18 protein-coding genes and 1 pseudogene are annotated in these 19,814 nt (G+C 70.1%); 12 read left to right on the forward strand and 7 right to left on the reverse strand.

Translation table 11 applies throughout. The features are described from left to right. Nucleotides 1–123 precede the first annotated feature (123 nt). From ACIBK5_RS00970 to ACIBK5_RS00985, 4 genes are all read right to left on the reverse strand, one after another. Entirely contained in the window at nt 124–915 is a 792-nt protein-coding gene (locus ACIBK5_RS00970) for an ATP-binding cassette domain-containing protein (RefSeq protein ID WP_399014808.1), read from the reverse strand. Between the two features lie 2 nt (nt 916–917). Further along, on the reverse strand, nt 918–1,979 hold the full coding sequence (locus ACIBK5_RS00975; RefSeq protein ID WP_399014810.1) for an ABC transporter permease: 1,062 nt from the start codon (nt 1,977–1,979) through the stop codon (nt 918–920). A gap of 99 nt (nt 1,980–2,078) precedes the next feature. Further along, nucleotides 2,079–3,194, reverse strand: coding sequence for a sugar ABC transporter substrate-binding protein (locus tag ACIBK5_RS00980; RefSeq protein ID WP_399014812.1), 1,116 nt, complete (start codon nt 3,192–3,194; stop codon nt 2,079–2,081). A 278-nt stretch (nt 3,195–3,472) separates the two neighbouring features. Next, nucleotides 3,473–4,510, reverse strand: coding sequence for a LacI family DNA-binding transcriptional regulator (locus ACIBK5_RS00985; RefSeq protein ID WP_399014815.1), 1,038 nt, complete (start codon nt 4,508–4,510; stop codon nt 3,473–3,475). A 203-nt stretch (nt 4,511–4,713) separates the two neighbouring features. Here ACIBK5_RS00985 and ACIBK5_RS00990 point away from each other — a divergent pair, with 203 nt between their 5' ends. From ACIBK5_RS00990 to ACIBK5_RS01010, 5 genes are all read left to right on the forward strand, one after another. Beyond that, a complete protein-coding gene (locus ACIBK5_RS00990) occupies nt 4,714–5,745 on the forward strand; it encodes a sugar ABC transporter substrate-binding protein (protein ID WP_399014816.1) in 1,032 nt (343 codons plus the stop codon). 48 nt (nt 5,746–5,793) lie between these two features. Beyond that, entirely contained in the window at nt 5,794–6,651 is an 858-nt protein-coding gene (locus ACIBK5_RS00995; protein ID WP_399014818.1) for a sugar phosphate isomerase/epimerase family protein, read from the forward strand. Nucleotides 6,652–6,791: 140 nt separating this feature from the next. Beyond that, nucleotides 6,792–8,234, forward strand: coding sequence for a sugar porter family MFS transporter (locus ACIBK5_RS01000; protein ID WP_399014819.1), 1,443 nt, complete (start codon nt 6,792–6,794; stop codon nt 8,232–8,234). Nucleotides 8,235–8,276: 42 nt separating this feature from the next. Next, nucleotides 8,277–9,473 (forward strand): Gfo/Idh/MocA family protein, encoded by a 1,197-nt coding sequence (locus ACIBK5_RS01005; RefSeq protein WP_399014821.1) that lies wholly within the window; start codon nt 8,277–8,279, stop codon nt 9,471–9,473. Between the two features lie 26 nt (nt 9,474–9,499). After that, complete coding sequence (locus ACIBK5_RS01010) at nt 9,500–10,498, forward strand: sugar phosphate isomerase/epimerase family protein (RefSeq protein ID WP_399014823.1); 999 nt, start codon at nt 9,500–9,502, stop codon at nt 10,496–10,498. A 58-nt stretch (nt 10,499–10,556) separates the two neighbouring features. On the opposite strand, the pseudogene ACIBK5_RS01015 reads toward ACIBK5_RS01010, so the two are convergent. Further along, nucleotides 10,557–11,467 (reverse strand): annotated as a pseudogene (locus ACIBK5_RS01015) (LLM class flavin-dependent oxidoreductase); the annotation flags it as partial. Between the two features lie 140 nt (nt 11,468–11,607). On the opposite strand from ACIBK5_RS01015, the gene ACIBK5_RS01020 reads away from it, so the two are divergent. The 6 genes from ACIBK5_RS01020 to ACIBK5_RS01045 all read left to right on the forward strand — a co-directional run bounded on the left by ACIBK5_RS01020 (nt 11,608) and on the right by ACIBK5_RS01045 (nt 17,631). Then, nucleotides 11,608–12,300, forward strand: a complete 693-nt coding sequence (locus ACIBK5_RS01020; protein WP_399014825.1) for an ABC transporter permease subunit — start codon at nt 11,608–11,610, stop codon at nt 12,298–12,300. 82 nt (nt 12,301–12,382) lie between these two features. Then, entirely contained in the window at nt 12,383–13,612 is a 1,230-nt protein-coding gene (locus ACIBK5_RS01025) for an acyl-CoA dehydrogenase family protein (RefSeq protein WP_399014827.1), read from the forward strand. Between the two features lie 268 nt (nt 13,613–13,880). Then, nucleotides 13,881–14,897, forward strand: coding sequence for an ABC transporter substrate-binding protein (locus tag ACIBK5_RS01030; RefSeq protein WP_399014828.1), 1,017 nt, complete (start codon nt 13,881–13,883; stop codon nt 14,895–14,897). Nucleotides 14,898–14,902: 5 nt separating this feature from the next. Further along, the gene (locus ACIBK5_RS01035; protein ID WP_399014830.1) at nt 14,903–15,739 is read left to right on the forward strand and encodes an ABC transporter ATP-binding protein; all 837 of its coding nucleotides are present in this window, start codon (nt 14,903–14,905) and stop codon (nt 15,737–15,739) included. Further along, nucleotides 15,736–16,629: an ABC transporter permease gene (locus tag ACIBK5_RS01040; RefSeq protein WP_399014832.1), complete on the forward strand. Its 894-nt coding sequence runs from the start codon at nt 15,736–15,738 to the stop codon at nt 16,627–16,629. The genes ACIBK5_RS01035 and ACIBK5_RS01040 overlap by 4 nt, the downstream gene beginning before the upstream one ends. A 102-nt stretch (nt 16,630–16,731) precedes the next feature. After that, nucleotides 16,732–17,631 (forward strand): TauD/TfdA dioxygenase family protein, encoded by a 900-nt coding sequence (locus ACIBK5_RS01045; protein ID WP_399014834.1) that lies wholly within the window; start codon nt 16,732–16,734, stop codon nt 17,629–17,631. 105 nt (nt 17,632–17,736) lie between these two features. On the opposite strand, the gene ACIBK5_RS01050 is transcribed toward ACIBK5_RS01045, so the two are convergent. Beyond that, entirely contained in the window at nt 17,737–18,582 is an 846-nt protein-coding gene (locus tag ACIBK5_RS01050; RefSeq protein ID WP_399014837.1) for an SDR family oxidoreductase, read from the reverse strand. A 127-nt stretch (nt 18,583–18,709) separates the two neighbouring features. Here ACIBK5_RS01050 and ACIBK5_RS01055 point away from each other — a divergent pair, with 127 nt between their 5' ends. Continuing rightward, nucleotides 18,710–19,102, forward strand: a complete 393-nt coding sequence (locus ACIBK5_RS01055) for a winged helix-turn-helix transcriptional regulator (protein ID WP_399014839.1) — start codon at nt 18,710–18,712, stop codon at nt 19,100–19,102. 9 nt (nt 19,103–19,111) lie between these two features. Here ACIBK5_RS01055 and ACIBK5_RS01060 read toward each other — a convergent pair whose 3' ends face one another. Beyond that, a complete protein-coding gene (locus ACIBK5_RS01060; protein WP_399014842.1) occupies nt 19,112–19,771 on the reverse strand; it encodes a TetR/AcrR family transcriptional regulator in 660 nt (219 codons plus the stop codon). Nucleotides 19,772–19,814 lie beyond the last annotated feature (43 nt).

Raw genomic sequence — 19,814 nt, forward strand, 5'->3', positions numbered from 1 at the left:
CCTCGGCCTTCGAGTCGTGTGCCGGCCCGTGGTTCCAGTGGTCCGGGCGGCTTGCCGGTCACCGTCGCACGGGATGCGGTCAGGTCGTGACCGCATCCGGCGTCGTACCGTGGTGTCGCGCCCTCAGGACCCGGACTGCAGCAGGGCCAGCTCCGCTTCCAGGTCGGCCATGGCCTCGCCGCCGGCCATGAGGTCGGTGATCTCCTCCCGGGTGCGTTCGCCCTTGCGGAAGTCGTCGGCCTTCTGGCCCCGGATGAGGACGGCGAAGTGGTCGCCGACCATCATGGCGTGCCGGACGTTGTGGGTGACGAGAATGACCGCGACGCCCTTGGCGCGGGCCTGCATGATGATGCGCAGGACGTGTGCGGCCTCCTTGACTCCGAGCGCCGCGGTGGGCTCGTCGAGGATGAGGACGTTGGCGCCGAAGTAGACGGCGCGCGCGATGGCCAGGGCCTGGCGCTCGCCGCCGGACAGGCTGCCCACGAGTCGGGCGCCGTCGGTGACACGGGTGATGCCCAGGGACTGCATCTCACGGACGGCGATCTCGCCCGCCAGCTTCTTGTCGAACAGCTTGAACGGGCCCCACCCCTTGGTGAGTTCGGCTCCGACGAAGAAGGAGCGGCCGACGCCCATGAGCGGGAACGTGCCGCCGAACTGGTGGACGGTGGCGATGCCGTGCGCGGACGCGTCCCGCGGGCTTTCGAAGGCTACCTGCTCGCCGTTGACCTCGATGGTGCCGGTGGTCGGCTTGTGGAACCCGGAGAGGATCTTGATGAGGGTCGACTTTCCGGCGCCGTTGTCGCCGAGCAGGCACAGCACCTTTCCGGCGTCCACCTCCAGGGAGATGTCGCGCAGTGCGTGGGTGCCGAGGAAGGACTTGCCGATGTCGGTCAGACGCAGCAGGGGCGCGGTCATGGTCAGGCCTTCCTCGGGGAGCGGGGGGTGGACAGGGCGAGCCGGCGGAAGGTGTTGTTCATCAGCACCGCGACGAGGATGAGGATGCCGAGGATCAGTGCGGCCCAGTCGGAGTTCCATCCGGTGTAGTAGATGCCCTGGTTGACGATGGCGAAGGTCAGCGTGCCCATCACGACGCCGACCACCGAGCCGTAGCCGCCGGTGAGCAGCACGCCGCCGATGACCACGGCGATGATGGAGTTGAAGACGAACGCCTGGCCGTTGGCGACCTGGGCCCCGTTGTAGAGGATCGTCTGGATCACACCGACGAGGGCGGCACCGAACCCGCTGGCCATGTACAGGGCGATCTTCACCTTGGCGACCGGGATTCCGGTGGCGCGGGCGCTCTCCTTGTCGCCGCCGATGGCGAAGATCCAGTTGCCGTACGGCATCATCTGCAGCAGCACCGTGACCCCTACGGCCACGGCGATCCACCAGAAGATCGCGACCTCGAACTGGCCGCCGATCAGCTGGCCGAAGAGCGCCTTCGAGGTGGGGTCCGGGTGGATGGCGACGCTCGTGGTGCCGGTCGTGACGCGGGAGAGGCCGAGGGTGAGGCCGGACAGGGCGAACAGGGTCGCCAGCGTGACGACGAGGGACGGGACATTGGTCCGGGTGACGATGATGCCGTTGAGCAGGCCGGTCAGCAGGCCCAGTGCGAGGGCCAGCAGGATGCCGACGATCATCGGGGCGCCCCAGTGGCCGGAGACGATGGCCAGCGTCATCGAGCTGCCCGCCAGCACCGAGCCGACGGAGACGTCGAGTTCGCCGGCGATCATCAGCAGTCCGACGGGGATGGCGATGATGCCGAGTTCGGCCGCGATGTTCAGCCAGCTGGCCGCGCCCGCCGCGGCCAGGAATCTCTCACCGCCGAAGATCGCGAAGAAGACGAAGACGCTCAGTGTTCCGATCAGCGCCCCGGCCTCGGGGCGGTGCCGCAGTCGGGTCAGCCGGCTCTCGGACGGCTGCGGCGGGGCGGCGGCGCTCTGCGCGTCGGCCGTCGTGTCGGTCAGGGACGTTGTCATCGGACTGCTACCACCTTTGTGGATCCGGGATGTGCCGCGCGGGGACGCGAGGCCGGGGGTACCGGGTCCGGGCAGGGCCGGGCACCCCCGCGGGGCGGGTCAGCGGACGCCGGCCTTGGTGCCGTCGATCGCCGCGTCGACGTTGCCGGAGGTGACCAGGAGCGGCCCGGTCAGCAGCGGGTTCTGGGGCGGCATCACGCCGTAGGACAGGTACTGATCCGCCACCGAAACCCCGTAGAAGCCCTGGAGGTACGGCTGCTGGTCGATCGCGAACAGCTGCTTGCCGCTCTTGATCCGCTCCAGTTGAGAGTCCGACAGGTCGAAGGTGCCCAGCTGGACCTTGTCCCCGGCCTTCGCCTGCTCGATCGCGGCGGCGGCGCTGTCCGCGTCCTGCACGCCGATCGTGACCAGTGCGTCGATGCTGTCGTCCTTCAGCAGCGCGCCCTTGATCGCCTGCGTCACGGCGGAAGGGTTGCCGAAGTTGGAGGAGGGCAGGGGCAGTTGCCTGGACTTGGCACCCTCGGCCTTGGCTCCGTCCGCGATACCGTCGCAGCGGGCCTCCGAGTTGGCCGCGCCGGGCACGGTGTTCACGCACAGGATGTTCTTGGCGCCCTCGCCGGCGAACTCGGCGCCACCGGCCTTGCCCGCCTCGTAGTCGTCCGACCCGATGTACTTCAGCGCGCCGGTCCGCTTGGCCGCGTCGACGCCGCCCGCGTTGTAGACGAAGACCGGGATGCCCTTCTGCACGGCCTGCTTGATCGCGTCGTCCTGGTTCTCGGGGACCCAGTCCGGCACGACGATGGCGGACGGGTTCTGCGACAGGGCGGTCTGCGTCAGCTTGGCGGCGTCCGGACCGAGGTTGTCGTAGGTCTTCGGGCCCAGGAAGGTCACCGAGCCGCCCTTCGCCTTGACCAGCTTGCCCGCGTCCTCGCCGCCGCGCTTGATCGCGGACCAGAAGGGGTCGTCGGGCTTTCCGCCGATGACGTAGATGGAGTTCTTCCCGTTGTTCTTGCCGGTGTTCTTGCCGGTGTTCTTCGCCCCGCCGGCCGAGTCGGTTCCGCCCGACGCCTCCGTCTGCCCGTCGGTGGTGCCCGTGGCCTTGCCGCTGGCGCAGCCGGTCAGCGCACTCGCCGCCAGGGTCAGCAGGCTCACCGCGGTCAGGGCTCTGCGGGAGAGGCGGCGGCCCAACGGGCGCCCAGGCATGCTGCGTTCCATGTGCGGGGTCTCCTTCGTGCGGTACCAGGCGGCGGCCTGGGCGAGGCGAGAGGTGAGGCCGGAGAACCGGGGGCGGGCAGGCGAAGAAAGGAGGCGTGCCTGCCCCGGCCGGGAAACGGTGACGAAAAGCCCTGCGATCTTTTAAACCGCTTTAAGTGGGTGTCGCAGAGCATGCTTCTGTTTCGGAGGGGTGTCAAGGGTTCGACCCCGAATTGCGAGCCTTGTTATCCGCACCCGGTTATCCGCAGCGGGTTATCCGCACCCGCGGCACGCGACGGTCAGCGCGGCCCTGCCGTCGTCCCGCGCGTGACCAGGGAGGGGGCGAGGACGATCTCGCGAGACTCGGTACGGCCCCGGTCGAGGCGTTCGACGGCGGCCGTGACGGCCTGCCGGGCCTGCTCCTCGGCGTTCTGGCTGACCGTGGTCAGGTCGAAGGCGTCCAGCCGGGACAGGGTGTCATCGTCGTAGCCCGCGACGGAGACCGTGCCGGGGACGTCGACGCCGGCACGCCGGAATGCGGTGAGGAGACCGATGGCGCTCTGGTCGTTGTACGCCACGACGGCGGTCGGCAGTTCACCGCCGCCGACCAGCTGCCGGCCGGCCTTCTCACCGGCCTTCTCCGTGCTGTCCCCCTGGAGGACCCTGATGTGCTCGTCGAGCCCGTGCCGGCGCATGGCGCCGCGGTAGCCGCGGCGCCGGTCGGTGGCGATGACACCCTTGCCGCCGTCCACGTGCACGATGGAGCGGTGGCCGAGCCCCACCAGGTGGTCGACGATCTGGCCCACGCCGTCGTCGTCCGCAGTGCGTACGACATCGAGGTCGGCGTCGGCGATCCGGCGGCCGACGGAGATGACGGGCGCCTTGCGGTCGAGGTCGGCCAGGGCGGCGGCGGGGGCCACCGGGCCGAGGAGGATCAGCGCCTCGCAGCGGAAGGCGAGCAGCGTCTCGACGGCCGCGCGCTCGTCACGGGTCCGGGTCAGTGTGCTCAGGACGAGGTCGTAGCCGATCTCCTCGGCGGCCGTGTGCAGATGCTCGACCAGCTCGGCGTGGAAGGGGCTGTGGATGTCGACCATGACGCCTAGCAGCCTGCTGCGCCTGCTGGCGAGGGCGCTGGCGGTGCGGTCGGGGCGGTAACCCAGGTCGGCGGCGGCCTTCAGGACACGCTGCCGGGTGCGCTCGCTGGGCCCGGGCACATTGCGCAGCACCAGCGACACGGACGCGGTGGACAGACCGACCCGCGCGGCGACGTCCTCCAGCCGGGGGCGCGCGGCCGCGCCGTTGCCGCCCGCGGGAGCTGGGGAGTCGAGCTCGTCCACATGACCTCCCGTCGATCGGCGGCAACACTCTTGACATAGGACTGTGACGCCACAGATAGTACCAGCACTTAAAGCGCTTTAAGCGAGCAGGTTCGACTGCCTGAGCCGCCCTGTCCGGTCGATGAGCCGTCACCACGAGGCCCGTCTCCGCTCCCCGCCCGTGGGAGGCAGCGACCCCCTGTCCTCCAGTGAGGTGCACGATCATGAACCGCACAACCGCTCCAGACACCCGCCCCCGCAGAACGGGCTGGACTGCGGCCGGCGTCGCCGTCGCGGCCACCGCCCTGCTCGCCACCGGCTGCTCCAGCGGCTCCGGCGGCAAGAAGGCCGAGGAGGGCGGGGCGAACGCCGCGGCCGGCAAGGCCGACACGCCCCGGATGACCGTCGCGATGGTCACTCACGCGCCCTCGGGCGACACGTTCTGGGACATCATCCGCAAGGGCGCCGAGGCCGCCGCGGCCAAGGACAACGTCAAGCTGATCTACTCCAACGACGAGAGTGCGGGCGGCCAGGCGAACCTGGTCCAGAACGCGATCGACCAGAAGGTCGACGGCATCGCCGTCACCCTGGCCAAGCCGGACGCCATGAAGTCGGCCGTCGCCAAGGCCCGCGCCGCCGGCATCCCCGTCGTGGGCTTCAACTCGGGCATGGCCGAGTGGAAGGACCAGGGCCTGCTGGAGTTCTTCGGCCAGGACGAGTCCGTCGCGGGCCAGGCATTCGGCGAGAAGCTCAACACGACCGGGGCGAAGAAGGCCGTCTGCGTCGTCCAGGTCCAGGGCCATGTCGGACTGGAGGCCCGCTGCGCCGGGGTGAAGAAGACCTTCAAGGGCCAGGTCTCGAACATCTACGTCAACGGCAACGACATGCCGTCCGTGAAGTCCACGATCACCGCCAAGCTCAGACAGGACTCCGCCGTCGACCAGGTGGTCACGCTCGGCGCGCCGTTCGCGCTGACGGCCGTGCAGTCGGTGTCGGACTCCGGCAGCAAGGCGAAGGTCGCCACGTTCGACCTCAGCAAGGACCTGGTCGGCGCCATCGAGAAGGGCGACATCGAGTTCGCCGTCGACCAGCAGCCCTTCCTCCAGGGCTATCTCGCCGTCGACTCCCTGTGGCTCTACAGGAACAACGGCAACTACATGGGCGGCGGCGAGGCACCCGTCCTCACCGGCCCGGCCTTCGTCGACAGGAACAACATCGACAGCGTCGCCGGATTCGCCGCCAAGGGCACGCGCTGACCGCCCGCACCGTCACACCGCACCTGTCCCCTCTACCCGGAGACGCTTGTGAAGATCGCCCTCGACCCCTACATGATCCGCCACGTCCCGCTGCTCGAACTTCCCGCCGTGGTGGCCGAGTTGGGCTACGAGTGGATCGAACTGTCGCCCCGCGAGGACTTCATCCCCTTCTTCCGGCACCCCCGTGTCGACGACGGCACGGTCGCGAAGTTCCGCAAGGCCCTGGACTCCGCCGGCGTCGGCATCTCCTCGCTCCTGCCCCTGTTCCGCTGGTCGGGGCCGGACGAGGACGCCCGGCAGGCCGCCGTTCGCTACTGGACGCGCTCCATCCAGATCGCCGCCGACCTCGGCGTCACCAGCATGATCTCCGAGTTCAACGGCCGCCCCGAGGACCCGGACCGCAGTGAGGCCCAGTTCTGGAGGTCCATGGACGACCTGCTGCCGCTGTTCGAACGGGAGGGCATCAACCTCGCGCTGGAGCCGCACCCCGACGACTTCATCGAGAACGGCTACGACGCGATCAACCTCATCCGGGGCGTCAACCACCCCAACGTGTCGTTCCTCTACTGCGCGCCGCACACGTTCCACATCGGCGACGACGCCCCCGGCATCATCGAGTACGCCGGTGACCTGCTGACCCACGTACATCTCGCGGACGCCTTCGACCACACGGCGTCCTCCGGCAACCGCTACATCCTCAACCCGCCCGGCACCCCCGCCCGTATCCACCAGCACCTGGACATCGGGGAGGGGGAGGTCGACTTCGGCGAACTCTTCGGCGCGCTGCGCGCGAACGGCTTCGACGGCACGCTGACGGCTTGCGTCTTCGCCTGGGAGGAACGGGCCGAGGAGTCCTCCCTCTTCATGCGCAAGAAGATCGACGAGTACCTGACCGACCCGTCCTGACGAGCCGCGGCCACCCCGGCCCGCACCTCACCCGGGGTGGCCGCCTTCTTTCTGCGAAGCCCTATTGACATGACATTTGAAGGGGCGGCATCGTTTTGCCATGGACCGATTTAAAGCGCTTTAAAGAAGGGGAGGTGGCCATGGACGTCACGGACGACACGCCCCAGGCCCCCGCACCAAGCACCACCGCCACCGACCGCACCTCGCCGGAGGTCTGCCGACGGCTGCGCTTCATCACCGTCATCGCCACGTTCGGCGGGCTTCTCTTCGGCTACGACACCGGCGTCATCTCCGGCGCGCTGCCCTTCATGGCTCTCTCGCCGGAGGAGGGCGGGCTCGGACTGACGCCGCTGACCGAGGGAATCGTCGCGTCGTCCCTCGTGCTCGGCGCGGCGTTCGGAGCCCTGTTCGGGGGCCGGCTGAGTGACCGTTACGGCCGTAAGCGGACCATTCTCGGGCTCGCGGTGCTGTTCTTCGTCGGCGCGCTGGGGACCGCGATCGCACCCGATCTCGTGGTGATGGTGCTGTTCCGGGTGCTGCTCGGGCTCGCCGTCGGTGGCGCGTCCGCGACGGTTCCGGTGTTCATCGCCGAACTGGCCCCGGCCGAGCGCCGCGGCCGGCTCGTCACACAGAACGAGCTGATGATCGTGACCGGTCAGCTGCTGGCCTACACCTCGAACGCGGTCATGGCCGAGACGGTGGGCGAGGGCGCGGTGTGGCGCTGGATGCTCGCGATCGCCACGGTCCCGGCCGTGCTGCTGTGGTTCGGGATGCTGTTCGTGCCCGAGTCGCCGCGGTGGCTGGCCTCGCGCGGCCGGTTCGACGACGCCGCCCGCACCCTGGGCCGCATCCGGGACGCGCAAGTGGTCGACGCGGAGTTCGACGAGATCAAGCGCCGGGTCACCGCCGACGCCCATGAGCCGCGGGCGGGCTGGCGGGATCTGGGCACGCCGTGGGTGCGGCGCATCGTGATCTTCGGTTTCGGTCTGGCCGCGCTGACGCAGCTCACCGGCGTCAACTCGATCATGTACTTCGCGCCGACGATCCTGCTGGACACGGGGCTCGGCACCCAGGCCGCCCTCACCGCGACCATCGCGAACGGCGTCGTGGCGGTCCTCGCCGTGTCGACCGGCATGTGGCTGCTGGGCCGCTACGGCCGGCGCCCGATGCTGCTGACCGGGCAGGTCGGCGTCACCGTCTCATTGCTGCTGATCGCCTTCTGCTTCCTGGTCCTGCCGGAGTCGACCGCCCGCAGCTACCTCGTGCTGGCGTCCATGCTGACCTTCCTGCTGTTCATGCAGGGCTGCATCGCGACGGTCTTCTGGCTGATGCTCGCGGAGATCTTCCCGCTGCGGCTGCGCGGCTTCGCGATGGGCACGGCCGTCTTCGGCACCTGGATGGCCAACTTCGTCGTCACGCTGGCGTTCCCGCCGTTGATCGACGCGATCGGCGGCGCCACGTTCCTGATCTTCGCCGCGATCAACGCCGTCACGCTGGCCTACTACGTGCGCACCGTTCCCGAGACCCGGGGCCGCTCGATGGAGGCCATCGAGTCCCACTTCCGTCGTCAGTTCGCCATCTGATCACGCCCCTTTCTCGTTCCAAGACCTTCGAAAGGCACCGCCATGACCACGTCCAGCAAGCCCCTCTCCGTCGCCGTGATCGGGGCCGGTATGGCCGGCCGCAGCCATGCCGCCGGGTACCGCAACGTCAACACGGTCTACGGCGCGGGGCTGCCGCCCGTCCGCCTGGCCGCGATCGCCGACGCCAACACCGCGCTCGGTGAGGACGCCGCCCGCCGCTACGGGTACGAGAAGGCCCTCCCGAGCTGGGAGGCCGTCGCCGAGGACCCGACGATCGACGCCGTCAGCATCGTCGTCGGCAACGATCTGCACCGGCCCATCGCGGAGGCGCTGGTGGCCGCGGGCAAGCACGTGCTGTGCGAGAAGCCGCTGGCCGGATCGCTTCAAGACGCCCGCGCGATGGCCGAGTTGGAGCGCGGCGCCGGGGTCGTGACCGCGGTCGGCTACACCTTCCGGCGCTCCCCCGGCATCGCCGCGATCCGCGACCACGTGCTGCGGGGTGAGCTGGGCGACCTGACGCTGTTCAGCGGCCGTTACTGGTGCGACTACGCCACCGACGCCAAGGGGCCGCTGAGCTGGCGGTTCAAGGGCGGACCGGGTTCCGGTGCGCTCGGTGACGTCGGTTCGCACGTCATCGACGCGGCCGAGTACGTGGCCGGGCCCATCGTCTCGGTCTCCGGTGCCACGCTGTCGACGCAGATCCCCAAGCGGCCCCTGCCGCTGGGCGCGGTCGTCGGGCACAACGCGGCGCCGGTCTCCGACGAGCTCGGCGAGGTCGAGAACGAGGACACCGCGTCCTTCACCGCCCGCTTCGAGTCCGGCCTCGTCGGCACCTTCTCGGTGTCGCGCACCGCGTTCGGGCTGCCCAACGGGCTCGCCTTCGATGTCCTGGGCGTGGGCGGCCGGGCCGCGTTCGACCAGCACCGGCCCGCCGAGTACCTCTTCGACGACGCCCAGCCCGACGCCCGTACCCGGGGCGCGCGGCACATCATCGCCGGACCGAACCTGCCGTACTTCGCGGGCGGTGTGCCGATGGAGGCGCCGGGCGTGGGCGCCAGCAACGCCGACAACTTCACCTACCAGGCCCGGGCCTTCCTCGACCAGGTCGCGGGGGTCGCCGAGCCGCTGCCGGCCTGCGCCACGTTCGCCGACGCGCTGCGGACCATGGAGATCATCCGGGCCGTGGTCGAGTCCTCCCGGCTCGGCGGCACCGCCGTCGACGTTCCGCCCGCCGCCTGACCACCCGTACACAAGGAGCACGAACCATGGCCCTGAAGCTCGGCGCGTACACCGCCTGCCTGCACGACCGGACCCTCACCGAGGCCCTCGACATCCTGAAGGAGAACGGGCTGTCCTCGGTCGAGGTCAACACCGGCGGCTTCATTCCCGCCCCGCACTGCCCGGTGGACCTGCTGCTGTCCTCGGCCACCGCGCGCGAGGAGTACCTGGCGACGTTCACCGACCGCGGGATGGAACTGACCGGGCTGAACTGCAACGGCAATCCGCTCAACCCGCTGCCGGGCGTCGGCCCGAAGCACGCCGACGACCTGCGCCGCACCATCCGGCTCGCCGGTCTGCTCGGGGTGAGGCACGTCGTCACCATGTCCGGCACGCCGGGCTCCGACCCGGACGCGAAGTACCCCTCCTGGGTCGTCAACCCGTGGGACGGCGTCTACATGGACGTCCTGGACTACCAGTGGGGTGTGGCCGTCGAGTTCTGGAAGGAGATCGACGCCCTGGCCCGGGAGCACGATGTCCGGGTCGCCATCGAGATGCACCCGCACAACGTGGTGTTCTCCCCGGTCACCCTCAAGCGCCTGGTCGACGAGGGCGGCCTGACCAACGTCGGTGCCGAGATGGACCCCTCGCACCTGATGTGGCAGGGCATGGACGTCGTCGCCTGCGTCAAGTGGCTGGGCCCGCTGGTGTTCCACGCCGCTGCGAAGGACGCCACGCTCTGCCCGGGTGCCGACATCCGCGGTGTCCTGGACACGTCATTCGCCCGGGTGCCGGCCGACGCGCCCGGCAAGGTGCCCACCGGCTACGGCTTCTGGTGCAACGCCTGGCCGGAGAACCCGGCGTGGAAGTTCGTCGCCGTCGGCGAGGGACACGACGTGGCCTACTGGACGGAGTTCCTGCGCGCCCTCGCTGAGGTCGACCCGGACATGGCGGTGAACATCGAGCACGAGGACGCCGCCTACTCGCAGACCGAGGGCCTGGCCCTGGCCGCGAAGAGCCTGCACGGCGCGGCGGCCGCGCTGTAGAACAAAGGTTCATGCCCGGCCCCCGTTCTTCCGGGACGGGGGCCGGGTCGCGACCGGCTCACCGGCGTTGCCATTCCTCCGCGAGGAGTTGGTACGAACGCACACGGTCGGCGTGGTCGTGCGTGATGGTGGTGATGATCAGTTCGTCGGCGCCGGTGGCCTCCTGGAGTTGTTCGAGGCGGTCGGCGACGCGCCCCGGCGAGCCGACGAACTGGGTGTCGACGCGGTCGGCGACCAGGGCCTGGTCCTGCTCCGTCCAGGCGGCGGCGCGGGCCTGCTCGGGGGTCGGGAAGGGGATCGCGCCCTCGGCGGTGCGGATGCTGCGCACCCACGGGCCGTAGCCGGCGGCCAGTTCGCGGGCGCTCTCGTCGTCCTCGGCGACGACGACGTCGGCGGAGACGCTGACGAAGGGTTTGTCGAGGTGGCCGGACGGCTGGAACGCGGCTCGGTAGCCCTCGGCCGCCTCCAGCACGGTGGCCGGGCTGACGTGGTAGTTGGCCGCCAAGCGCAGGTCGTTGCGGCCCGCGACGTCGGCGCTCTCCCTGCCGCTGCTGCCGAGGATCCACACCTGAAGGTCGGCACCCTCTCCGGGGACGGCGTGTGCTTCGAGGCCGTCCGGCGAGCGGTAGTCGCCGCGCAGCAGCGCGAGGATGTCGTCGATCTGTTCGCCGTAGTCCTGGTGGCCGGCGCCCGGCTGCTGCAACAACCGCTGCTGGAGCCGGAGTCGGGGTGAACCGCGCAGGTGCTCGAAGGAGAACCGGGGCGGGATCCTAGGCCGTTGGGGGTGCGCCCGTCGACGACCGGGGTGGTGGTCGGACGGGGTTCCGCCGTCCGTCCGGGCGGTCGGCCGCCGGAGCGGCCGAGGCCCAGGTCGAGCCGTCCCGGGTGCACGGCGTCGATCAGGCCGAACTCCTCGACGGTGGACAGGGCGGTGCGGTGGCCGAGTTGCACGGCACCGGCGCCGATCCTGCCGGACCCGTACGATCGGGCGCACCGCGTTGAGGGACGCGGCGAGCGTGATGACGCCGAAGCCGGACTCCGGTCCCGTACCCGTGCCGCGTCTCCCTCCCTGGAGATCCTCCCGATGGTCTCGCTGCCCGATCTCACCGATGGTCTCGCTGCCCGATCTCACCGATTCCGCACCTGCCGCGTCCGCAGGGCCTCCGACAGCGTCCTCCGGCCGGATTCCGGACCGGGGGCCCGACGACGATCTCCGACGGATCGTGCCCCGCCGTCGCGTCGGCCGCCTGCTGTCGGCGGCCCTCGCGCTGCTGCTCTTCGCCATGGTGGTCAACTCCGTCGTCCGCAACCGCGCCTTCCAGTGGGATGTGGTCGGCCTGTACCTCGGCGCCCTCTACCCGACGCTCGGACTGGGCATCCCGTTCGGCGCGCAGTTCGTGACCGTCCGGTGGACGGAGGCGGCCCAGGCCCTCGGCATCGGCAGGGCGCGCACACTGCGCCGGATCGTGGTGCCGCAGTCGATGCGCTCCATCGTGCCGATAGGGAGAAACATGCTGGTCGGCACCCTGAAGGGCACGAGCATCGTCAGCGTGCTGGCCGTGCACGGCCTGCTGTACTCGGCGCAACTGATCTACAACCAGACCTACCAGGTCATCCCGCTGCTGATGGTCGCCACGCTCTGGTACATCACCGTCACCACCGTGCTCAGCGTGGGGCAGTTCCGTGTCGAGCGCCACTACGCGCGGGGCGCGGCGCGGGCCCTGCCGCCCACACCCGTGCAGAGGTTGAGGGCCCGGCTGGCCGGATACCGCCGCCCCCTACGTTCCCTACATTTCCTATAGAATTACTAGGGAAGCATTGACGGCGCCTCGGGCCGCCGAACAGGATGACGCATGCCCCACACACGTTGAGGAGACCTCTGCCATGGGCCCAGTCCCTGCGCCGACCGGCCCCGGCTCGGAGTCCGAGCCGACCGGGCCGGGACGTACGCACTGGCTGCGCGTGGCCCGTGAGACGGCGGACGATCTGGCCACGGACGCGGTGGCCAGGGACCAGGCCGGCAAGCCCCCGTTCGACGAGGTCTCCCGGCTGCGTGAGTCGGGCCTGTTGAGGCTTCTGATCCCGGCCGGGCTCGGGGGCGGCGGCGCCGACTGGCCGACGGCGTACGCCGTGGTCCGGGAGATCGCGGCGGCCGACGGTGCGATCGGCCAACTGCTCGGCTGTCACTACTTCATGTCGTGGAGCGCCCGGTTCTTCAGCGACCCCGCTCTCGCCTCCCGGCTGGAGAGGCGCTCCGCGGCGGAGCAGTGGTGCTGGGGCGGTGGTCTGGCGCGGCAGGAACCGGCACTGTCACTTGCCAGGAACGCGCAGGGGTTTGTGCTGAACGGCCGCCAGAGCTACGCCGCCGGCGTCCTGGTCGCCGACCGCCTCGCCGTGCGGGCGGTGCGGGCCGACACCGGCGAGCCGCTCGCCGTCGTGGTCGATCCCGCCCTCCCGGGCGTGGTGGTCGACGGCGACGCCGACCCCTTCGGGCAGCGGCTCGCGGCGGGCGGAAGCGCGGAGTTCGACGCCGTACCGGTCTGCGCCGACGATGTGCTGGGCTCCCTGGCCGCCGACGAGGAAGTGCTCTCTCCCCGCACTGCTCTGGTGTCCCCGGTCGGGCGCCTCCTTTCGGTGCAGCTCCGTCTCGGCATGGCCGAGGGCGTGCTCGCCGAAGCCCGTGAGTACAGCAGGACCGGCCACTCCCCCTGGCACCCGGACTGGCCGGTCGGCTCCCCGCAGGACCCGCAGGTGCTGACCGCGTACGGGGAACTCACCGTGCTCACCCGCTCCGCGTCCGCACTCGCCGACCAGGCGCGGGACGCCGTGCACGACGGGCTGGCACGCGGCGAGGACCTCGGCTACGAGGAGTACGCGGAGATCTCCGTCCTCGTGGCCATGGCCGAGGCCGCCGCGTCCAAGGCCGTACAGGAGTCCACCGCCCGCGCCCTCGACATCATCGGTGTCCGCTCCGCGTCCGCGCGGCTGGGCTTCGACCGCTTCTGGCGCAATGCCCGGACCCACACCCTCTACGAGCCCGTCGCCCACCGGCTCCGCGATGTCGGGGACTACTTCCTCAACGGCACACACCCTCCTTTCGTCCTGCCTGTGTAACTCTCACCGGGCCGGCTCGACGGCGATTGTGAACAGCGCGCTTCGCTCTTGTGTCACCCTCCCGATCACCGTTGACCTGGCCGGATTTCGCTGCGACTCTCATTCTCGTGCGCAATTCCGGGAACCACTGTCCCCGCTCCCTCTGACAGTCGACCACCACGGCCGTTCCGCCGTCCTCGTCGTCGACTGATTCCTCTCTGCTCTTTCCTTTTCCGAGTTTCCGCAGAAGGCATTCAGGCCCTCTCTCGCTTTCGAACAGGACCTTTCCATGGCCACGACGGCATCGACGCGACGCCAATTCCTCTCCCTGCTCGGTCTTTCGGCGGTGGCGGTGGGCTGTGGTACGACCGCCGGAGCCTCGTCCGGCAGGGGCGGGACCAAGACGCTCCGCTATCAGGGCTGGGCCGGACAGGTCATCCTGCCGGAGCTGGCCGAGGACCTCGGCCTGCTCGGGGACGTGAAGCTGGACTGGGTCGGCAACACCATCAGCGGACCGCAGGACATCCAGTCCGCGGCGACCGGCCAGGTCGACTTCGGCGGCGCGTTCAACGGCGCGGTCGTCAAACTGGCCGCGAACAAGGCTCCCATCAAGGCCGTCATCAGCTACTACGGCGCCGACAAGGACGCCTACAACGGCTTCTACGTCCTGGAGGACAGCCCCCTCCACTCGGCCCGGGACCTGCTCGGCAAGAAGATCGGGATGAACACCCTCGGAGCGCACTCCGAGGCCATGCTCGACATCTACCTCCAGCGGGGCGGCCTGTCACCGTCGGACATCGGCAAGGTCGAGCCCCTGGTCGTGCCGCCGGTGAACACCGAGCAGATCCTGCGTCAGAAGCAGATCGACGTGGCCGTACTCGGCGGCCTCCTGCGCGACAAGGCCCTGGCCACCGGAGGCATCCGCCCGCTGTTCACCGACTACCGGCTGCTCGGCGCGTTCAGTGCCGGCACCTACGTGATGACCGACCGCTTCCTGCGGCAGAACCCCGACACCGCACGGACCTTCGTCACCGGCGTAGGAAAGGCCATCGAATGGGCCCGTACGACGCCACGCGAGGAAGTCGTCGACAGGATGACGGACATCGTGAGGAAGCGAGGCCGCAACGAAGACCCCGCACCCTTGAAGTACTGGCGGTCCACGGGCGTCGCCGAGAAGGCGGGCCGCATCACCGGCAAGGAACTCCAGTTGTGGGTCGACTGGCTGGCCGAGCGCGGCGACATCAAGAAGGACCAGATCACGTTGCCGGACCTCTACACCAACGAGTTCAACGCCAGCGGGAGCTGACCCTCATGCCGGAATCCACCACACCGAAGATCGAGTTCGAGAACATCACGAAGGAATTCACCGTCAAGGATCGGAAGGGGGCTCGGCAGACCACCCGGTTCACCGCCCTCGACGGAATCGATCTGCGCATCGCGGACGGCGAATTCGTCGTCCTCGTCGGTCCCAGCGGCTGCGGAAAGTCGACCCTGCTGGATCTTCTCGGCGGTCTCACCCGGCCCACCGGCGGACGCATCCTGCTGGACGGGCGCCCCGTCACCGGGCCCGGCCTGGACCGCGGCATCGTCTTCCAGCAGTACGCGCTGCTGCCCTGGCGCACGGCGCAGGGCAACGTCGAGTTCGGCCTGGAGGCCACCGGCGTCCCGCGACGCCAACGCGCCGCACAGGCACGGGAGTTCCTTGACCTGGTCGGTCTGTCCGGGTTCCAGGACCGCCATCCGCACGAGCTGTCGGGCGGGATGCGGCAGCGCGTGGCGATCGCCCGCAGCCTCGCCTACGACCCCGATGTACTGCTGATGGACGAGCCGTTCGCCGCGCTGGACGCCCAGACCCGCGAGTCGCTCCAGGACGAACTGCTGCGGATCTGGCAGCGCACCGGAAAGACCGTCGTCTTCATCACGCACGGTATCGACGAGGCCGTCTACCTGGGGCAGCGCGTCGCCGTCATGACGTCCAGGCCGGGTCGCGTCAAGCAGATCGTGCCGATCACCCTCGGCTCCCGGGACGCGACGGACGACCTGCGCTCCAGTCCCGGGTTCGCACGCCACCGGCACGAGATCTGGTCGCTGCTGCACGACGAGGTCGCCAGGGCTCAGCAGTTGGAGAAGGAGGGGGCTGCCGTATGAGTCCGGCAACCGACACGGTCACCGCGAAGACCACGACGTCCGGCTCCACCGAGCTCGCTTCGGCCCCCTCCCCCGGGGTGTCCCCGCCGCACGCGCGCCGGGTTCCCGGCACGCCGGCCCGGGCACGCCGGGTGGTGCGCCGGCTTCGGGATCCGCTGGTGAGCGGGGCGACGAGGTCCGCGGCGATCGTGGCTCTGCTGCTGTTGTGGGAGACCGCGCCGCGCCTGGGGCTGGTCGACCGGACGTTCCTGCCGCCGTTCAGCGAGGTGGCCCGCGCCTGGTGGGAGCTGGCCGCCGACGGCTCGCTCGCCGACAACGCCCGTGCCAGCCTGGTGCGTTCGTTCAGCGGGTTCGGGCTGGCCGTGGCGGTCGCCGTGCCGCTCGGTCTGCTGATCGGGTGGTACCGGCCGGTGGCCGACTTCCTCGGCCCGCTGCTGGAGGTCTTCCGCAACACCGCGGCGCTGGCCCTGCTGCCGGTGTTCGTGCTGCTGCTGGGCATCGGCGAGACCTCGAAGATCTCCATCGTGCTCTACGCGTGCACCTGGCCGATCCTGCTCAACACCATCAGCGCGGTGCGGGGTGTCGACCCGACGCTGCTGAAGCTGGCGAAGTCGATGGACCTGTCCGCGCCGAGGCTGTTCCAGAAGGTCATCCTGCCGTCCGCGGTACCGGTCGTCTTCACCGGCATCCGGCTGGCCGGAGCAGTCTCCATCCTCGTGCTCGTCGCCGCCGAGATGATCGGCGCCAAGGCGGGCCTGGGCTATCTGATCAACGCCTCGCAGTACAACTTCGCGATCCCGCAGATGTACGCGGGCATCGTCACGATCTCCGCCATCGGGGTGGCCTTCAACCAGCTCCTGGTGGCGGTGGAGCGACGGCTCAGCTCCTGACGGCTGCCGGCGGACCGCTGACCGGGCACACCCCCCTGCCTGACCCCTTCACCGACCGTTCTCGCCGGCACCCTCGCCGGCACCTCTGAAAGGACACCGCGCATGACCATCAGCACCGGCTTCGACATCCGCAGGATCGGCGGCCGCATCGGCGCCGAGATCCACGGTGTGGACCTCTCCGGCGACCTCGACCCCGCTCTCGTCTCCGAGATCAACTCCGCGCTTCTGGAGCACAAGGCGCTCGTCTTCCGCGACCAGCACCTCGATGACGCGGGCCAGCTCCGCTTCGCCTCGCTCTTCGGCGAGCTCACCACCGCGCACCCCACCGTGCCTTCCGTCGAAGGCCAACCGCAGATTCTGCCCGTCGACGGCGACGAGGGCATCCGCGCCAACCAGTGGCACACGGACGTCACGTTCGTCCGCACACCGCCCAAGGCGTCCACGCTGCGCAGCATCGTGGTCCCGCCCTACGGCGGCAACACCCTCATCGCCAACTCGGCCGCCGCGTACCGGGACCTGCCCGAGCCGCTGCGTGAGCTGGCCGACAAGCTGTGGGCCGTGCACACCAACGACTACGACTACGCCGCCCCGAAGAGCGAGAAGGCCGCCGAACACCGTAAGCGGTTCGTCTCCCGCAAGTACCGCACCGCCCACCCGGTCGTCCGCGTCCACCCCGAGACCGGGGAACGGGGCCTGTTCATCGGCGGGTTCGCCCAGAGCATCGTCGGTCTCGGCCCGTCCGACTCCCGCGATCTGCTGCGCCTCTTCCAGGCCTACGTCACCCGCCCGGAGAACATCGTGCGCGTCGCCTGGACGCCGGGCGACGTCGTCCTGTTCGACAACCGCATCACCCAGCACTACGCCCCCGACGACTACGGCGACCTCCCCCGCCTGCTCCACCGCGTCACCGTCGCGGGCGATGTCCCCGCCGGCATCGACGGGACCCTCAGCCATGTCGTGGAGGGGGACGACGCCTCCCACTACACACCCTCGGTGGCCTGAGCCGCCCGCGCCGCGGGGAGGGGCACATGTCCCTCCCCGCAGCCGCGGCAGACCTCGACGCCATGGGCCGACGCGCGGCCGGGAGCGCCCCGAGACTCCTCAGCTCTACCGAAAGGCCGCGACGTGCTGTCGGGCCCACGCCGCGAAGGTGCGGGGTGCGCGGCCGAGGATCCGCTCGATATCGGGGCTGATCCGCTGCTCGGCGGGGGTGGGCTCGCCGAGGATGGCCAGTGTCGTCTCGATCACGGACTCGGGCATGAAGCGGAGCATCTGGGCCCGGGCCTCCTCACGGGTCTGCTCGACGAAGCGGACCGGTTCGCCGAGCGCGACCGCGATCGACTCGGCCCGTTGCCTCGGCGTGCTGAGCGCGGGTCCGGTCAACTCGTATGTCCGGCCGCCGTGCCCGCTCTCGCGCAGTGTCACGGCAGCCAGCTCGGCGATGTCGCCCGGATCGACCGTGGGCAGGCCGACTCCGGCGAACGGCGCGGCGACGGCCCTTCGGGTGCGTACCGACTCGGCCCAGGCGAACATGTTGGAGTGGAATCCGCCGGGACGCAGGACGGTCCAGTCCAGGCCCGACTGCCGCACGGCGTCCTCGATGGCGCGAGCCGTTCCACCGTGCGAGGCCGACTCCGGCCGCGTGGCGACTCCTTGCGAGGACAGCAGGACGACCCGCTCGACTCCCCCGGCCTTGGCGACGTCCAGGAGGTGCCGGGGATCCAGCAGGTGCGCGCTGGGGCCGCCGTTCTGCAAAAACAGCGCGTCGGCGCCGTCGAGAAGCGGGCGAAGGCTCTCGGCGTCGGTCAGGTCCGCCCTGCGATGCGGAAGGCCCTCCGGGACGTCCCCGCCGGTGATGTTCCGGGACGTCGCGGTCACCCGCTCACCGGCCGCGGCGAGCGTCCGTACGAGCGAACCGCCGACGTTGCCGGTCGCCCCCGTCACTACGATCATGAGTAACTCCCCTTGTGCGTCCTGTGGTTGATGCCGCCCGACGGCAAGTCCGGGCGAGACACGGGGACGCTAACACCGGAAGTAAAGTAGGTACCTACAGGAAAGTGACTACCTGAAGGGGAAGCGCATGGCCGACGACGCCGCACCGACCGCGTCCGACACGACCGAACCGGCGCTCGCGTGCCCGATCTCGCCCGTCGTCGACATCGTCTTCAGCCGGTGGACCACACCTGTCCTGTGGACCCTGCACGCACACGGCCGGCAGCGCTTCGTGGAACTGCAACGGCGTATCGCCCGCATCACCCCGAAGGTGCTGACCCAGCGGCTGCGGCAACTGGAGCGCGACGGGCTGGTCGTGCGCACGTACCACCCGGAGGTCCCCCCTCGCGTCGAGTACGAGATCAGCGAACTGGGCCGCAGTCTCGCCCCGCTCTTCGCGCATCTCTCCGAGTGGGCGGCCGGCAATCTGGACAAGGTCGACCGGGCCCGCCGCGAGTACGACGGCGACCCGGCTCGCTAGGACGCGGCCCTACTGCCCCGACAGCCCCCGGGTGACCGACCCGAGTGCGTCGGCGAGGTGGTCGCGATGCAGTTCCAGCGCTTCCGGGGTGATGCGTCGGCCGGCTGTCTCACGGGCGAAATCGTCGGCCGCGACCTTGAGCACGGCGCTCATCACGCCGGCCTGAACCCGGACGTCGAAGGTGTCGGGCCGCATGCCCATGCGTTCGGCGAGCACCTCGGTGAACGTCTCCTCCGCACGCTCCCGGAGCACCAGATAGGCGGCGCGCAGCGCGGGTTCGCCGTGGGTCAGCCGGACCACCGCGAGAACCGCCTCGACATCCCCGCCGGACGGCGAGTCGACGACGGGCCGGTAGGCCGTACGCAGATGCTCGATCAGACCGAGTCCGGGCGGCCAGGCGTGCAGCACCGTCCGGAACGCGTCGATCATCTGCGTGAGCAGCGGCTCGACACAGCTCTCCTTGGTGGGAAAGCAACGCCACAGCGTGCGTTCGGAGACCCCGGCGGCTTTCGCGATCTGCTCGCCGGACGTGGCCGCCACGCCCTGCTCGGCGAACAGCCGAACGGCGTGGCGGGAGATGTCCAGGCGTTGCCGCCCGCGTTGCTCGTCGCTGACCGGCGGCCGCCCCCGGCGGGGCACGCGCCCGCTGCCCGCCACGAAGTCCTCCATCAGGCGATCTAAACATGTCCCGCGCCATGGGAGGACTGACCGA

The organism is Streptomyces sp. NPDC050546 (assembly GCF_044457425.1).
GTDB lineage: Bacteria > Actinomycetota > Actinomycetes > Streptomycetales > Streptomycetaceae > Streptomyces.

Excerpts from the sequence above, each read along its gene's own strand:
- ACIBK5_RS00970 (WP_399014808.1), bottom strand. The coding sequence starts at position 915 with ATGACCGCGCCCCTGCTGCGTCTGACCGACATCGGCAAGTCCTTCCTC.
- ACIBK5_RS00975 (WP_399014810.1), bottom strand. The coding sequence starts at position 1,979 with ATGACAACGTCCCTGACCGACACGACGGCCGACGCGCAGAGCGCCGCC.
- ACIBK5_RS00980 (WP_399014812.1), bottom strand. The coding sequence starts at position 3,194 with ATGGAACGCAGCATGCCTGGGCGCCCGTTGGGCCGCCGCCTCTCCCGC.
- ACIBK5_RS00990 (WP_399014816.1), top strand. The coding sequence starts at position 4,714 with ATGAACCGCACAACCGCTCCAGACACCCGCCCCCGCAGAACGGGCTGG.
- ACIBK5_RS01000 (WP_399014819.1), top strand. The coding sequence starts at position 6,792 with ATGGACGTCACGGACGACACGCCCCAGGCCCCCGCACCAAGCACCACC.
- ACIBK5_RS01005 (WP_399014821.1), top strand. The coding sequence starts at position 8,277 with ATGACCACGTCCAGCAAGCCCCTCTCCGTCGCCGTGATCGGGGCCGGT.
- ACIBK5_RS01010 (WP_399014823.1), top strand. The coding sequence starts at position 9,500 with ATGGCCCTGAAGCTCGGCGCGTACACCGCCTGCCTGCACGACCGGACC.
- ACIBK5_RS01020 (WP_399014825.1), top strand. The coding sequence starts at position 11,608 with ATGGTCTCGCTGCCCGATCTCACCGATTCCGCACCTGCCGCGTCCGCA.
- ACIBK5_RS01025 (WP_399014827.1), top strand. The coding sequence starts at position 12,383 with ATGGGCCCAGTCCCTGCGCCGACCGGCCCCGGCTCGGAGTCCGAGCCG.
- ACIBK5_RS01030 (WP_399014828.1), top strand. The coding sequence starts at position 13,881 with ATGGCCACGACGGCATCGACGCGACGCCAATTCCTCTCCCTGCTCGGT.
- ACIBK5_RS01035 (WP_399014830.1), top strand. The coding sequence starts at position 14,903 with ATGCCGGAATCCACCACACCGAAGATCGAGTTCGAGAACATCACGAAG.
- ACIBK5_RS01040 (WP_399014832.1), top strand. The coding sequence starts at position 15,736 with ATGAGTCCGGCAACCGACACGGTCACCGCGAAGACCACGACGTCCGGC.
- ACIBK5_RS01045 (WP_399014834.1), top strand. The coding sequence starts at position 16,732 with ATGACCATCAGCACCGGCTTCGACATCCGCAGGATCGGCGGCCGCATC.
- ACIBK5_RS01050 (WP_399014837.1), bottom strand. The coding sequence starts at position 18,582 with ATGATCGTAGTGACGGGGGCGACCGGCAACGTCGGCGGTTCGCTCGTA.
- ACIBK5_RS01055 (WP_399014839.1), top strand. The coding sequence starts at position 18,710 with ATGGCCGACGACGCCGCACCGACCGCGTCCGACACGACCGAACCGGCG.
- ACIBK5_RS01060 (WP_399014842.1), bottom strand. The coding sequence starts at position 19,771 with ATGGAGGACTTCGTGGCGGGCAGCGGGCGCGTGCCCCGCCGGGGGCGG.